This window comes from Pseudomonas sp. TWP3-1, from assembly GCF_049896625.1.
Taxonomy (GTDB): Bacteria; Pseudomonadota; Gammaproteobacteria; order Pseudomonadales; family Pseudomonadaceae; genus Aquipseudomonas.
In genome coordinates, this window is sequence record NZ_JAFCUQ010000001.1 from 79,724 (window position 1) to 95,188 (window position 15,465).

Genomic DNA, 15,465 nt, shown 5'->3' on the forward strand with positions numbered 1-15,465 from the left:
TTAGTGCCGCGTTCCTGTTGGTGCAGGGTATTTGAGTCAGGTAGTGGCCAATGAGTCACTTTGCATGTGGAGAGGGGGTTCCCCCCTCCACAATTACTGTCAGGCAATCACGATGCTATCGCCACTCAAACTGGCCAACGAAACCCCGACCAAGGTCACAGAGTCTCCGCCAAACTTCAGCAGCGTATCCTGCCCGACGGTCGAGGCATGCGCGCGCAAGTCATCGTTGGGCAACACACCCTGCACCCCGAGGAACACCAGTTTGTCGTTGGCAGTAAAACCCGTCACCCGATCCTGACCAAACGCGCCGTTGAACAGGAACGTATCCGCCCCGCCGCCCGACTCCATCAGATCATTCCCGGCGCCGCCGACAAACACATCGTTGCCCGCCCCGCCGATCAGATTATCGTTGCCTTCCAGCCCGAATAACCAATCGCCACCAGCATGCGCCTTGAGCGTGTCAGCGGCGCTGGTGCCCTTCACGCTCGACTCATACTGAGTGACGTTGTTGCCGACCTTCAAGCCGCTGGCCGTCACGCTGTGGGTCACGTCATCCTTGAACAGGCCCCAGAGGAAGCCCGGCTCCTTGGTGACGATGCTGCCAATGTCGCGGGTGATGCTGATCCCGCCGTTGGCGTCGCGGATGTACAGATTGCCGGCGCCGTCGTTAGCGAAGTCGAACGTGTTGACCGACTTCTGCAAGTCCAGCGTGTTATTGCCCGCACCGCCGAGAATCACGTTGTAACCGCCGCCATCGCGGAAGCTGTCGTTACCCGCGCGACCTTCCAGATAGTCGCTGCCGCTGCCGCCCTGAATCAGGTCATTGGCGTCGCTGCCAATGATGAAGGTGCTGCCCTTGTGGGTTTCGGCGTTGCGATTGAGGTCCTGCACCCAGGTGTTGGCACGGGCCGGATCGGACAGGTTGGCGACGATGATCGTCGAGTCCTTGCTGGTCAGGTCGTAGAACTTCGACTCGATCACCCGGTTCATGCCGTCGCCATACGCGGTCGGCAGGTGCGAGATCCACGTTGGAATATTCAGGATCGAATACGGCAAGACATTCCACACGTTCGAGGCGTAGTGATCGTTGAAGCTGACGATGTTATCGGTCGCTGACTCCTTCGGTGCATCGTGCACGCCGACTGAAGCGCCGGTGAACGTCGAGCCGTCGAGCGCGCGGAACACCGGGTCGTTTTCGTAGCCGACGTTGAGCACTTTGTCGGTGCTGCTCTGGGTTGGCGAGGCGTAGGCGATGTAGTTCGAATCCTTGAAGAATCCACCCCATTTGCCGTTGCTCAAATCCGCCATGCTGTTGACCGCCAGCCCACCAAGGCTGTGGCCGCTAACCAGAATGTCCTTGCCGCTGAGGCCGTTGGCCTTGGCGAATGCCATCACGTCATTGAGCAGATTGCCGAACGCTTCGCCGGCGTAGTTCTTCGCGTAATCCTTGGGGCCGAACGCCGCGAGCAGGTCGTTGATCACGTCGCCGATGGAGTCGCCAATCAGGATTTCCCGAGGGCCGCTGGTGCCGCGAAAGGCTATGCCAAGTTCGGTGAGATGGCCCTGGGCGTCGTACTTGCCGAGGATTTCCACTTGAGCGCTGGTGTAGCCGGCCTTTTCGCCGAAGAAAGTCCCGCGCGCGTCGGTCTTGCCTTCATAGCCCAGTTGCGAGGCAGTGATGGGTGTCCATCCGGCCTTTTTCACCGCATCCAGCGCGAGTTTTTCCGAGTCGGGATTCCACGGCACGCCGGGGATCACGCCCTGGGAATCAGTGCCACCGATCAGCGCGGTGACTAATGTGGCCGGCAGGCCGAGGCCGAAGCCGTTGTGCTGATAACCGGCGGCAAAGCCGTTATCGAGGTTGTGATAGGAATACAGCGTGATGGCCATGGCGTCGCTGAACAGCGCCTTGGAATCTGCTGTGCCGAAGTTCTTGTAGTCATACACACCCATTGCTGTTGCCTCTCTTTTGTTGGAATTGTCAGAGATAGCTCACAACCAGGACGCCCCTCGCGGGACGCCCCGGAGCATTCAGTGCCTTGTTACAGCCTCCTTGTCAGGCAAACACAAAACTGGAATCCGACAGATTAGCCAGTCCCACGCCCACCAGCGTCACGGCAAACTCGCCAATCTTCAGCACGGTATCGGCACCAGCCTGCGACGCATGCTGTCGCACGTCGTAGCCCTGCCCTGCGCCTTCGACGCCCATGAACAGCAGTTTGTCGCTGCCCTGATAGCCATTGATCGCATCGAAACCGAACGCGCCGCTGAACAGAAAGGTGTTATTGCCACCCACCGCGTTCATCAGGTCGTTGCCGGCGCCGCCAACGAAGGTCACGTTGGCTTTATCGCTCTGCAGGTGATCGTTGCCGCCCAGACCGAACAGCCAATCGCCGTCAGCCGTGGCTTTCAGCGTGTCGCCGAGTGCGCCGCCGTTCAGCGAATGGTTGTACTGCGTCAGTTCGCTGCCATTGGCCAGGCCTTTGGCGGTGACGTTCCAGGTGATTTCCTTGCTGCTCCACCACGAACCCGACTCCTTGCTCACCAGCGCGCCGATGTCGCGGGTCATGCTGATGCCGCCATAGGCGTCGCGCACATACAAGGTGCCGTCGCCGTCATTGGCAAAGCTGAAGTTCTGCAACGGTTTTTGCAGTTCGAAGGTGTTGTGGCCCTGACCACCGAGGAGAATGTTGAAGCCGCCGTCATCGCGGAATCGATCGTCACCGCCGCGACCTTCAAGGAAGTCGTTGCCCGCCCCGGCCTTGAGCCAGTCGTTGCTGTCGGTGCCGATGATGAAGGTGCTGCCGGTGTGCGGCTCACCGCTGCGGCCCAAGTCTTCAACCCAGGTCTTGCCGCGCGACGCCTGCTCCAGATTGGACACGATGATGGTCGAGTCCTGGCTGGTCAGGTTGTAGAACTTCGAGTCGATCACCCGGTTCAAGCCGTCGGCATAACCGAGCGAACCGTGGGCCGACCAGCTCAGCGGATTGACGATGCTGAACGGCACGAGGTTCTGCGCGGTGGACGCGTAGTTGTCGTTGAAGTTGACGATGTTGTCGGTGGTCGAAGCATGCGGTGAGTCGTGCTTGCCCAGCGAGCCGCTGCTGAACGTGGTGCCGTCCAGCGCGCGGAACACCGGGTCATTTTCGTATCCGATGTTCAACACGTTAGTGCCAGTGCTGCTCTGGGTTGGCGAGGCGAACGCGATGTAATTCGCGTCCTTGTAGAAACCGCCCCAGTTGCTGGCGCTCAACTCGGCGACGCTGTTGACCCCGAGGCCGCCAAGGCTGTGGCCGCTGATCAACACGTCCTTGGCCGCAATGCCATGGCCGGTGGCAAACGCAGCCACAGCCTTGAGCAGATTGTCGAAGGCGTTTTTCGCGTAATTGCTCGCGTAATCCACCGGGCCGACCGCTGCCAGCAGGTTGTTTTTCATGTCGCCGAAGGTGTCGCTGTAATCCAGCCCGCCGGTGCCACGAAAGGCCACGCCGATGCCGATCAGCTTGCCCGCCGCGTCGTATTTGCCGAGCACTTCGGCCTCGGCGCTGGTGAAGCCGTCCTTCTCGCCGAAGAACGTACCCTGCGCGCCGACCTTGCCCTGATAGCCCAGCGCCGTGGCGCCAATCGGCGCCCAGGCAGTGGCCGGCAATGGCTGGCCGGTCGGTGTGTAGGCGTATAACGTGAGGGCGATGGCGTCGCTGTACAACGCTTTGCCATCGGCATTTTTATAATCGAACAGTCCCATGTTGTGCTCTCTCTTCCTGTAATCAGAACGCCCAGTCGAGGGTCAGGCCGACACCGTGGTTCTTGTCATTCGAACCGATCAGGCCGTTGTAATCCAGATTCAGACGCGCATCTTTATTGAGTGCCAGACCCGCGCGCACACCGACTACGGCGGCGTTGCGATCCATCGACACGCTTTGCACGTTGAAGCCGCTGTTACCGTTGGCGAACGCCAGATGTTGCTCGGCGCCAGTGCTGCTCAGGTTGTGCTGCCAGCCGAGGGTCGCACCGAGTTCCAGTTGATGCTTGTCGCTCAGGGCAAAGGTGCGCTTGGCGCGTACGCCGAGGGTCGAGAGCACGGCTTCGCGGTTGTCTTCACCACCTTTGAGCGCGGCGGCATCACCCTTCTCGGTGAAGCTATCGCTGTTCAGGTGCACGTAAGCCAGATTGGCGAACGGCTCCAGATTCATCGGTTGCAGACCCAAGTCATACGCCGCTTCGGTGAACACCTGAGTGGTGGCCGCATCGCGTTTGGTTTTCTGTTTGCCGCTGACGTCAGCGAATTGCAGATCACGTTTGACGTCGATCCGGTGCCAAGTGTACGAGCCACCGACGCTCAGACGCAGCGCATCGATTTGATGCCCCAGATACGCACCCAAGTGATAGCTGTCGACCGACGCCGACGAGTGCGTGCCATCGCCCATGCTCAGTGAGCTGTCGCTATAACCGGTAACGAAACCCAGACGCGTATCTTCAGCAACCAAGCCGTCGACACCCGCCAGCAGGCCACCGATGGAGCTGGTGGAATCGGCATTCTCATGCCCGCCATCGCTCTTGCCCCAAGCGCCAAGCACTTTCATCCAGACGTTGCTGCGATCATCGGTCGGCGCGCCGGCATCGAACATGTCGCGTTCACGCAGACGTTCACCGACCGCATCGCGCAGGTAACGGCTGTCGTTGAGCAGCATGGTGCCGATGGCCGGGTGAATCTCGCCGGACAGTTGCTGGAACGCGTTCTGCGCGACGGCAGGATTGGCCGACAACAGCAGCGTTTCAAACAACGCGTTGCCTGCGCCCAGACGTTCAGCAGCCGCGCCGACTGCGCGTTGGTTTGGCGTCAGGCCGACACTGGCGAACGACGCGCCATTGCGCCCCACCTCAAGCTGAACGCCGCTCGCCGAGTAAGCGAGGGTTCCGCCAAGAAACGCGTAATTCGGCAATACCTGACCAAACTGGCCTTGAATACCGCCGGCCGCTTGCAGGATGTTGAACTGGCTGCCGAGCAGGGATTGCACCTCGCCAGTGGTCAACAGGTTCGGACTGTTTTCCAGGGACAGGGCGACGGTTGCGCCTTCGATCACCGCTGTACCGCCAGCAACGATGCGGTCGCTGCTGGTTGGCGAGACTTCCACGGCGTAGGTCGAACCCGGCTCGAACACTACGTCACCGGCGACATTCAAGGTGCCGATGGAGTTGCCCGGCGCCACGGTGCCGCCGCTTTTCGCGGTCAATGCCGCGATGCGCCCGTTACCGCCGAGGATGCCGCTGTCGTTGACCGTGACAGCCGATTGCAGCGAGCCATTGATCGCCAGTCGGCCCTGATTGACCAGGGTCGGGCCGCTGTAAGTGTTGGCGCCGGTCATTACCAGTGTGCCGATGCCCTGCTTGGTCAAACCGCCGTGCCCGGAAATGTCGTTGCGCCAGGTGTCGAGGCCGCAGGTGATGTCGTTGCACAGCCGTTCGGTTGGCTTGCCCTGATCAATGATCGCACCGATGCCCGGCAGATCGGCCACGAACTGGCTCGAACCATAAGCGCCTTCGATACGGAATTCCTGCGGAATGTCCTGCTCGGTGACGAACATCGCCGGGCCGTCGATGCCCTTGCGCAGGTTGATCATGCCCCAGCCGTACAAGGCGTCGACGCCCGGTGCGCCGAGGTCGGTGGCGGTGGTACGCAACACGCTGGCGACTTGCGCGCCGGTCATGTACGGGAAGCGTTCCATCAGCACCGCCATGGAACCGGCCACATGCGGCGCCGCCATCGAGGTGCCGTTGTAATTTTTGTAGCCAGTGGTCAGGTTGTCGGCGTTGGTGCCTTCGATGATCGCGCTGAAGATTTTCGTGCCCGGCGCCGAGACGCAGAAGCTCGCGGTGTAGCCGCAACGCGACGAGAACGTGCTCATGATGTACGGATTGGCGCTGGCCAGATCCGGGTTCTTTTGCAACGCGGCGACGGTGATCCAGTTCGGTGCGATCTCCGGCACGAAGTAGCCGAGGCCGGCGATGGCGTCCGGGTTGTTCAGGTTGTAATCGTTGCCGGCGGCGAAGATCGTCACGATCCCGCTGCGTGCGGCGGCGATTGCGCCGTCATAGGCGCCGCCCGGTTTAGTACCGAGCAGCGTGCTGATTTCGTTGAACTGCAGTTGCGCGTCGTTGACCGTGAAGTGCGGGTACGCCGGGTCTTTGCCACCGAGATCGAAACGGTCGGTGATGCCGATGCCCCAGCTGTTATTGATGATTCGCGCGCCGCTGGCAATCAGTGCATCCCAACCGGCCTTGTATACCGCGCCGTCGTTGCCACGGACGATGCCGTCTTCCGGGCCGGGGTCGCCGTTATCGGCGCTGATGATCTGCGCACCGAAGGCTACGCCGTGCATCACGCCACCGTCGCGGCTACCCGCTGCAATACCACCAACGTGGGTGCCGTGGGCGCCGAGTTTGCCGTCGAAGCCGACCGAGGGCGAGCCATCATAGCGGAACGCATCGCCGGCTTTGACCGGGATGTACGGGTCGGTGTATTCGCGAATGCCGCTGGTGACCAGCGTGACGACTTTATTGGTGCCGGAGAACTCCGGGTGTGCGGCGTACACCGGCTGGTCGAAGATCCCCAGTTTCACGCCTTTGCCGGTGTAGCCAGCGGCGTAAGCGTGATCGGCGCCAATCGCGCCGAGGCCCCAATCGGCCTGGAACTCAGTGCTGCGCCAACTGCCGGCATCCCCGGTCCGGCCGTTCTCCACATAGGGCACCGCGTGAGCGCTGCCCGCTGTGGCCAAGGCGCAGAGCACCGCCGCGTTAAGGGTTTTCAAGCGAAAGCATCCACCCGATAGCGCGGGTGTTTTGTTGTTATTCATCCAGCGACCTTCCTTAGTTGTGTTGCGAAAATTCCGTGTATTTCCCGATATGCTCGGGACCCCTGTGGCGAGGGGATTTATCCCCGTTCGGCTGCGCAGCAGTCGCAAGACCATTCACCTCGGTCTGGCCGACAGAACGCAGGGGGCCGCTGCGCGACCCAACGGGGATAAATCCCCTCGCCACAGGGTCGCGTTCAGTCAGTGTCAGAACTGCCAGTTCAGGCTCAGTCCCACGCCGTGATTTTTCTCGCGGCTGGCCAGTTGGCCGGTGTAATCGAGGTTCACGCGCACATCGCGGGTCAGCGCCAGGCTGGCTTTGACACCGACCAGCGCCGCGTCACGTACCAGCGGCGAACTCTCCACCGTAAACGCGCTGCCACCGCTGGCGAAGCGCAGATGTTGTTCGGATTCGATGTCGCTCAGGCTGTGCTGCCAGCCAAGATGCCCGCTCAGGTCCAGCGCTTGGCCGGCGGACAGATTGATTGTCTTGAGCGCCCGCACGCCGAGGGTACTGAGCACCGCATCGCGCTGGTCGTCGCCGCTTTTCAGCGCGGCAGCATCGCCCTTCTCGGTGAAGCCGTCGGTATTCAGGTGCACGTAGGCAAGGTTGACGAAGGGTTCCAGCGCCAACGGTTGCAGATCGAGCCGGTAAGCCGCTTCACCGAACACTTGGGTGGTAGCGGCATCGACCTTGGCTTTCTGTTTGGCGCTGACCTCGCCGTACTGCAAGTCACGTTTCACATCCGCGCGATGCCAGCTGTAGGCGGCGCCAGTGCTCAGGCGCCAGGCACCGATTTCGTGACCGGCGTACGCACCGAGGTGATAGCTGTCGACCTTGGCCGAGGAATGCGTGCCCGACCCCATGCTCAGCGAGCTGTCGCTGTAACCGGTGACCAGACCGATGCGCGTTTGCTCGTCGAGCGCGCCGTCGACACCGGCCAGCAGTCCGCCGATCGAAGTGCTGTAACCGGCAGTCTCATGGCTGGAATCAGTCGTGCCCCAGGCGCCGAGGGCTTTGATCCAGCCGTTGCTTTGCGCGCCGGATGCATCGTGCAGGCGTTCGCCGACGGCATCGCGCAACTGGCGACTGTCGTTGATCAACACCGAACCGAGGGCCGGATAGATTTCCCCGCTGAGTTGCTGGAAGGCTCGTTGTGCATCGCTGGCGGATGCCGACAACAGCAGGCTTTCGTACACCGAATTGCCGGCGCCGAGACTTTCTGCCGCAGTCGCTACAGAGCGTTGATTCGGCGTTTGGCCGACGCTGGCGAAAGTCGTCGCGTTGCGTTCGACGTTCAATTGAATGCCGTTGCCGGTGTAAGCGAGATTACCGCCGATGAACAGGTAATCCGGCACGACGGCGCCGAACTGGCCTTGAATGCCGCCCGCCGCTTGCAGGATGTCGTACTGCCGGCCGAGCAAGCTGCGTGCCTCGGGTGCGCTGAGCAGGGTCGGGCTGTTTTCCAGTGACAGGCTGACAGTGGCGCCGCTGACAGTCGCGGTGCCGCCAGCAACGATGCGGTCGCTGCTGGTCGGCGACAGTTCAACCGCGTAAGTCGAACCCGGCGCGAAGGTCACATCACCGGCCACATTCAACGTACCGATGGAATTGCCCGGCGCCACGCGAGCGCCGCTGTTGGCCGTCAACGCGCCGATGCGTCCGGAACCGCCGAGGGTGGCGCTGTCATTCACGGTGACCGCCGAAGTCAGCGAACCGTTGACCGTCAGCAGACCGCCATTGACCGTGGTCGCGCCACGATAGGTGTTTTCGCCCGTCAGAATCAGCCGCCCTGCCCCGGACTTGATCAGGCTGCCCTGATAAACCCGAGCGGCCGCCGCTGCATCACGCGCCATGCCTACCGCGTAGTCGGTCTGATCCTGCTGACTGGCGTTGGTCGCAACGCCGTTCTGCCAGCCTTTGTTTTGCACGGTTTGCTGCCAGGCGCTGTGCTCGGCGAGGTCTTCGCTTTGACGCTGGATCAGCGCCTTGTCAGAGATGTTGTTGCTCCACACGTCAGCCTGGCCGCCCGCCAGATTGGCATTGAACGCACCGAGCAATTGCCCCGGCCCGCGCATGGCCCGATTCAGGTTGGCGACGCCCCAGCCGACGCGTTCGGTCGGTGCGTCCGTCACGGAACCGTCGAGCTGGGTGGCAGTGGTCAGCAGCACTTCGAGCGCCTGCTGATTGTTCATGTATGGATAGCGTTCCATCACCAACGCCAAGGCGCCGGTGGCATGTGGCGCCGACATTGAGGTGCCGGATTTGATCGCATAGCCGCCGCCGGGAATGGTGCTGTCGATCTTCGCGCCGGGGGTGGTGATGCACCAGTATTTGGCGATGCCGCACTGGTTGTACTTCTGCTGATTGCTTTGATCGAGGCCCGACACGGCCAGCCAATGGCCTTCCAGATCCGGCTGAAAGTACGGCAGCGCCGAACGCACGCTGGCGTTCGGGTAGCCGCTGTTGCCGGCGCTGAACACGTTGATCACGCCGCGCCGCGATACATCCGCTGCCGCATCCAGCCAGGTGCCTTTGTTCCAGTGTTGAGCGTAAGCAGCGTGCAGATCGGCCAGCGTGCGGTAACTGACATCCGGCGGCTGACTGCCCCAGCTGTTGTTGATCGCGCGCACGCCGGCGTCGGCCATAGCGTCGTAAACCGCTTTGAAATAACGCGGATCGGGCTTGGGGCCAAACAGGAAACTGTCGTTCTTATTGGTGTTGCCGACGTAGATCTGCGCGTTGTACGCGACGCCGTGCATGCCAGCGCCATCGCGCGATGCGCCCATGGTGCCGACCACGTGGGTGCCGTGGGAATCGTTGTTCGGGTTGAGGGTGCCGTTGACGCTGAACAGCGAACCGTCGACAAAGCTGCCACTGGCATTGACCGGGTGATAGCGATCGCTGGCGAACTCTGGGTGGGCAGCATCGAAGCCGGAATCGAGGGCGCCGATTTTTACGCCTTTGCCAGTGATGCCGGCAGCGTAGGCCTGTTCGGCTTGCATGCGGGACAGGCCCCAGTCGCGCAGGAATTCCGCACTGCGCCAACTGGCGGCGTCGCCGGGTTTGCCGGTTTCAAGGTATTGGGCCTGGGCCTGGGTTGCAGAAATCACAAGCAACAGGCTGCCGACCGTGATCGGCTTGATGCGTACTTCCATGTTCACTACTCGCTTTTTTGGCGTTTTTAGAGTTTTAAGCCCCAATCGTTGGGGTGGTTTTGCGGTGTTGCTTCGAATGGCGTACGGCTCAAAATCGCTGCCCTCACCCCAGCCCTCCCGAAACGTCGGACCGCCCCGAGGGAGAGGGGGCCGACCGAGGTGTCTCGGGTTTTACGTCGACCTGAAAGACCGGGTCGATTGTGGATTCGGTACAGCAGGTTCAGGTCGATGTAGTTCTCGAGCATCCCCGGATCAGTCCCCTCTCCCCCTGGGAGAGGGTTAGGGTGAGGGCCACTCTCAAGCCATGCACATCAACGTCGAGCCACACCAAACGCTTCATCCACCCGCGCCAGATCTTGTTCGCTCAAGGTCCCGGCGTAGTAATGCAATTTGGTCCACGCCATCAGATAGTCGTAGCGCGCCTGCGCCAGATCGCGGCGCGTGGTAAACAGCTGCTGCTCGGCATTCAGAGCATCCAGATTGACCCGCTCACCGCCAAGAATGCTCTGCTTGGTCGACACCACCAGCGCCTCGGCCGAACTCAGCGCCTTTTGATAAGCGCGCAACTTGTTCACCCCCGACAGACACGCGCTGAACTGCCGCCGCAGCTCGATCAGCGTCTCGCGCGTCTTGCCGTCCAGCTCATATTCAGCCTGTTCCATGGTGCGGCTGGCCTGGCGCGTCGAGGCCGACACACCGCCACCGGCATACAGCGGCACGTTGACTTCAAAACCGATGGTGTTGGTTTCATAGCGCTGGTTATAGGTGTTGCCGCTTTCCGATTCGTTCTGGCGCAACGACGCATAGGCGCTGACCTTCGGCAGATGCCCGGCGCGGTTGCGTTCCACTTCATAACGCGCAACTTCCACCGCTTGGCGTTGCGACGCCAGGTTCGGGTTATTGGTGATCGCCAGTTCGTGCCAGGTGTCGTAATTGGCCGGCAGCAACGCGAACGTCTGGAAATTCTGATCCAGCGGCGCGAGGTCGTTGATGTCGACCGCAGGCACGCCGATCAGTGCTCCAAGTTCACGCAGCGAGGCGTCTTGCTCGTCACGCGCCTCGATCTCCTCGGCGGTCGCCAGTTCATAGCGCGACTCGGCTTCGAGGATGTCGGTGCGGGTGCCCTCGCCTTGCTTGAACATGTGCTCGTTCTGCTGGAACTGCTGCTCATAGGCCTTTTTCTTGGCCTGAGCGATGTCGATCTGATCCTGCGCGAACAAGGCCTTGGTGTAGTTATCCAGCACGCGCACCAGCAGTTCCTGGCTCTTGCCGCGAAAGTTCTCGTCGGCGAACAGCGACTGCGCCACGCCCTTGCGATACGCGGCATACGCCTCGTAATCGAGCAACGGTTGTTGCAGGGTCAGGCTCGATCCGTAACTGTTGTAGTTGCGTTTGTCGGTGTCGTTGTTGCGTGCGCGCTCATCGAGCGAGGTGGCTTTTGATGAGTTGCGGCCCTTGTTGTAGTTGTAACCCAGTCGGGGCAGCAGCCCGGCGCGGCCGATGGCGCGGCTTTCCAGACCGGCATCACGCTCCTTGATCGCACCGAGGAATACCGGGTCATTGCGCAACGCCTGTTCGTAAATCTCGAACGGCCCCATGGCCGCCAGTGCACTGTTGCCCGCCAGCAGCGCGAACGCTGCTGTCAGCATCGAAAACTTATTCATACAGCCGAACATCCTTATTCTTCGGTCAACGCGGAGCCGGCCCGATCGAGCAGCGGTTTGAACAGGTAGTTGAGCAGTGAGCGTTCGCCCGTGCGCACGAACATTTCTGCCGGCATACCCGGCTTGATCACCAGACCGTTGAGTTTTTCCATGGCCTGATCGCTGACGCTGCTGCGCAACACGTAATACGGCGCGCCGGTTTTCTCGTCGATCATCTGGTCGGCGGAAATCAGGCTGACCTCACCCGGCACGCGCGGGGTTTTGCTCTGGTTGAACGCGGTAAACAGAATGTCCACCGGCAAGTGCGGACCGACCTTGTCGATCAGGTTGATCGGCAGGTGTCCCTCGACTTCCAGACGCGTGCCTTGCGGGACGATTTCCAGCAGGGTTTCGCCCTGCCGCACCACGGCGCCTTCGGTGTGCACACCGAGATTGACCGCCACGCCGTCGGAGGTGGCGACAATCTCGCTGTGTTGCAGGTCGAAACCGGCGGAAGTCAGTTGCTCGGACAGGGTCACGCTTTTCAACTGCGCTTCGGCCAGTTGCGTGCGCACTTCCTTCTGATATTCCTCGCTGTGCTGTTGCAGTTTCAGGCGCGATTCGAGGATGCCCTGCTCGACCCGGCCACTTTCACCGGTGTTCTCCGCCAGTTGCTGCTGCACTTGCGACAGCTGACGCTGGTAATCCATCAAGCGGTTGCGCGGGATGTAGCCGTTGTCGGCCAGCGGTTGCAGATTGCTCAACTGCTGTTGCAGCGAACTGGCCTGAGCGGTCAGGTCGGTGCGCGCGCGGCGCATGCCGGCCAGTTGCGCGGTGGCGCCCTCGATACTCGCGCGGAGTCCGGCCTGCTCACGGTAAAACGCTTCGCGGCGGCTGCTGAACAGTTGGCGTTGGCCTTCAAGTACCAACGCCAGACGCGGATCCGGGTCATTGCTCAATTCGGCCGGGAAAGTCACTTGCTTGAGGTTGTCGCGCTCGGCTTCCCAGCGCGCCTGGCTGGCCCACGCCATGCGGTACTGCGCTTGCAGCGACTGCACATCGGCGGCGACCTGCGTCTGGTCGAGGCGGAACAGCGGCTGGCCCTGTTTAACGATTTCGCCTTCGCGCACCAGAATCCGGCTGACCACGCCGCTGCTCATCGACTGCACGGCTTTACGCTTGCCGGAGACTACGACAGTGCCTTGCACCGGAATCCCCTGATCCAGCGGCGCCAAAGCCGCCCAGGTGAAGAAGCTGCCCGCGCCGACCACCGCCAGTATCCAGCCCATGCGTGCGAAAAATTTCGCATCGCGCTCCGGGCGCTCGGTGATGTAAGCGTGTTCCATGGTTGCTTCGTTTTCAGTGTTCATGCGTGCGCTGGTCATACACCCGAATTCCTTGTCGTGGGCTGGTACTGCCGGCTCATGCTGAGCCCGCCCGGTGCTTGCGCAGGTTTTTCCCGTGATTGCTCCCGTTGTTGTTCCTGATGGCCGGACAGCGCTTTAAGCACGTCCTGACTCGGGCCGAAGGCTTGCAGACGACCGTCGTTGAGCACCAGCAACTTGTCGGCCTGAGCCAAAACCGAAGAACGGTGCGTCACCAGCACCACTGTCGTGCCCTGAGCCTTGAGTTGCACGATGGCGCTGGACAGCGCCGCCTCGCCAACGGTATCGAGATTGGAGTTCGGTTCATCCAGCACCACCAGGCTCGGCGTGCCATAGATCGCACGGGCCAGGGCCACACGTTGTTTCTGGCCGCCGGACAAGCCGCTGCCGTCCTCGCCCAGTTGCGTGTCATAGCCTTGCGGCATACGCAGGATCATTTCGTGCACGCCGGCCTGTTGCGCAGCGGCCACGACTTTTTGCGGATCAGCGTCGCTGAAACGCGCAATGTTCTCGGCGATGCTGCCGCTGAACAGTTCGATGTCCTGCGGCAGGTAGCCGATGTACGGGCCGAGTTGGTCGCGGTTCCAGCGATGGATGTCCGCGCCGTCCAGCCGCACTGTGCCGCCGAGGGTTGGCCAGACGCCGACCAGTACTCGCGCCAAAGTCGATTTGCCGGAGCCGGAAGCACCGAGTACGCCAAGCACTTCACCCGCCGCCAGATTGAAATTGACCATGTGCAGAGTCGCCGCGCGCTGTCCCGGAGGGCCGGCGCTGACTTGTTCGAAGGTGATCTGGCCTTTCGGCGCCGGCAGTGCCATGGCCTCATCGCTCGGCGGATACGCTTGCAACAACGAATCGAGACGACGGTAAGCGAGCTTCGCCCCGCTCCACTGTTTCCACACGGCAATCAACTGGTCGATCGGGCTGAGCACGCGTCCCATCAGGATCGAACCGGCAATCATCATCCCGGCGGTCATGTCACCTTTGATCACCAGCAGCGCGCCGAGGCCCAGCACCAGCGATTGCAGGCAAAGACGCAGGGTTTTACTCAGGGAACTGATCACCGCGCCAGTGTCGCTGGCCTGGTTTTGCAGACCGAGGAAGCGCGAATGCACCTGGAACCAGCGCTTGCGCAGCGCACCGAGCATGCCCATCGCCTGAATGGTTTCGGCGTTGTGCAGGTGACTGGTGGCCAGTTGGCTGGATTTCTGCGAAAAACCGGCGGCTTCGCCCAGCGGCTTCTTGGTCATGTATTCGTTGAGGCACGCCAGCGCGATCAGCAGCAGCGCGCCGGCCGTGGCGAGTACGCCCAGCCAGACGTTGAACAGGTAAATCACAAACAGATACACCGGGAACCATGGCGCGTCGAAAAACGCGAACAGCGCAGGCCCGGTGACAAATTGGCGGATGTGCGTCAGGTCGCCCAGCGACTGGCCGGCGTTGCCCTCGCCCTTGAACAGGTTGCGCTCGAACGCGGCCTGGTAGACCCGCAGGTTGAAACGCCGCTCCAACTGACTGCCGATGCGGATCACGATGAAGCTGCGCACCACTTCCAGCAGGCCGATAAATGCGAAGAAACCGACGACCATCAGCGACAGCATCACCAGCGTGGTTTCGTTCTGCGAAGACAGCACGCGGTCGTAGACCTGCAACATATAGATAGAGGGCACCAGCATCAGCACGTTGATCAGCGCGGTAAAGCAGCCGACGCTGATCAGGATGCTTTTATAGTCACCCAATGCCTTGAATAAGGGAGCAGTGGCTGGGGCCTTCGCCATCTTCATTGTTCATTCCTGAAAAATATTCTTCGCCACTCTCTGGCGCGTCTTCGATTAATAGTCCGTGCACCGGGCGCGGATGTACTTTGCAATGGTCCGCTTACACTTTGATAACAACTTCGCTGATCAACTGCGGCGTCAGCGTTATCGCAGTCAGGCTTATAACTGCAGCGAGGCTACTTATATAAAAATCTGCAGCGATTTTGCTGTTCAGGGCTGTTGCGCAGCACGTTGCAACGTAATAACCAGACCCGACTTCAAAGTGCTCAGATAAAGCCCATCACGTTGTCGGCTGAAGAACTGGATTCTTGAGCCTTCCTTGCCGGTAATAGACAAACCATCGGGATCGGGAAACCAGCCGATTGGCGTTTGTTCAAGCCAGGCGCCCAGGCACTCGGCGCCTTTGCCCAGCGTCTGGTTGGATTCAAGTTCAATCAGGCAGGTATTCGACGGTTTGTCTTGTTGCGCCTGGGCCTCGGGCGCTTCATCGCGGGCGGTCAGGGTCGCTTGCCACTGGCCGGCAAACATCGATGGGTCTTCAAGTCTGAGGCTGCTTGCCATGGTTGTTGCTCCAGAAATCGTCATCAGCGTCGGCAATAGCCATAGCGCTGCCTTGTGCGTAAAAGCGCGTAGGGTCATGGGAAATTTC

Annotated in this window: 8 protein-coding genes; all 8 read right to left on the minus strand. The window is 61.2% G+C overall.

The genetic code is table 11. From position 1 onward, the window contains the following. Window positions 1–99 precede the first annotated feature (99 nt). Window positions 100–1,953: a polyurethane esterase gene (locus ACP7BN_RS00375; RefSeq protein ID WP_426200766.1), complete on the minus strand. Its 1,854-nt coding sequence runs from the start codon at window positions 1,951–1,953 to the stop codon at window positions 100–102. A gap of 103 nt (window positions 1,954–2,056) precedes the next feature. Further along, entirely contained in the window at window positions 2,057–3,745 is a 1,689-nt protein-coding gene (locus ACP7BN_RS00380; RefSeq protein WP_426200767.1) for a polyurethane esterase, read from the minus strand. A gap of 22 nt (window positions 3,746–3,767) precedes the next feature. Next, window positions 3,768–6,854, minus strand: coding sequence for an autotransporter domain-containing protein (locus tag ACP7BN_RS00385; protein WP_426200769.1), 3,087 nt, complete (start codon window positions 6,852–6,854; stop codon window positions 3,768–3,770). 204 nt (window positions 6,855–7,058) lie between these two features. Next, window positions 7,059–10,010 (minus strand): autotransporter domain-containing protein, encoded by a 2,952-nt coding sequence (locus tag ACP7BN_RS00390; protein WP_426200771.1) that lies wholly within the window; start codon window positions 10,008–10,010, stop codon window positions 7,059–7,061. 311 nt (window positions 10,011–10,321) lie between these two features. Further along, the gene (locus tag ACP7BN_RS00395) at window positions 10,322–11,686 is read right to left on the minus strand and encodes a TolC family outer membrane protein (protein ID WP_426200773.1); all 1,365 of its coding nucleotides are present in this window, start codon (window positions 11,684–11,686) and stop codon (window positions 10,322–10,324) included. Between the two features lie 2 nt (window positions 11,687–11,688). Beyond that, window positions 11,689–13,038 carry an HlyD family type I secretion periplasmic adaptor subunit gene (locus tag ACP7BN_RS00400; protein ID WP_420650738.1) on the minus strand — a complete coding sequence of 450 codons (1,350 nt, stop codon included), beginning with the start codon at window positions 13,036–13,038 and terminating at the stop codon, window positions 11,689–11,691. Beyond that, the gene (locus tag ACP7BN_RS00405; RefSeq protein ID WP_426200774.1) at window positions 13,035–14,822 is read right to left on the minus strand and encodes a type I secretion system permease/ATPase; all 1,788 of its coding nucleotides are present in this window, start codon (window positions 14,820–14,822) and stop codon (window positions 13,035–13,037) included. Before ACP7BN_RS00405 ends, ACP7BN_RS00400 begins: the two co-directional genes overlap by 4 nt. A 204-nt stretch (window positions 14,823–15,026) precedes the next feature. Continuing rightward, complete coding sequence (locus ACP7BN_RS00410) at window positions 15,027–15,455, minus strand: AprI/Inh family metalloprotease inhibitor (RefSeq protein ID WP_426200776.1); 429 nt, start codon at window positions 15,453–15,455, stop codon at window positions 15,027–15,029. Window positions 15,456–15,465: the final 10 nt, after the last annotated feature.

Bases quoted from the DNA above. Each gene is read 5' to 3' on its own strand.
- ACP7BN_RS00375 (WP_426200766.1), bottom strand. From the start codon at position 1,953: ATGGGTGTGTATGACTACAAGAACTTCGGCACAGCAGATTCCAAGGCG.
- ACP7BN_RS00380 (WP_426200767.1), bottom strand. From the start codon at position 3,745: ATGGGACTGTTCGATTATAAAAATGCCGATGGCAAAGCGTTGTACAGC.
- ACP7BN_RS00385 (WP_426200769.1), bottom strand. From the start codon at position 6,854: ATGAATAACAACAAAACACCCGCGCTATCGGGTGGATGCTTTCGCTTG.
- ACP7BN_RS00390 (WP_426200771.1), bottom strand. From the start codon at position 10,010: ATGGAAGTACGCATCAAGCCGATCACGGTCGGCAGCCTGTTGCTTGTG.
- ACP7BN_RS00395 (WP_426200773.1), bottom strand. From the start codon at position 11,686: ATGTTCGGCTGTATGAATAAGTTTTCGATGCTGACAGCAGCGTTCGCG.
- ACP7BN_RS00400 (WP_420650738.1), bottom strand. From the start codon at position 13,038: ATGACCAGCGCACGCATGAACACTGAAAACGAAGCAACCATGGAACAC.
- ACP7BN_RS00405 (WP_426200774.1), bottom strand. From the start codon at position 14,822: ATGAAGATGGCGAAGGCCCCAGCCACTGCTCCCTTATTCAAGGCATTG.
- ACP7BN_RS00410 (WP_426200776.1), bottom strand. From the start codon at position 15,455: ATGACCCTACGCGCTTTTACGCACAAGGCAGCGCTATGGCTATTGCCG.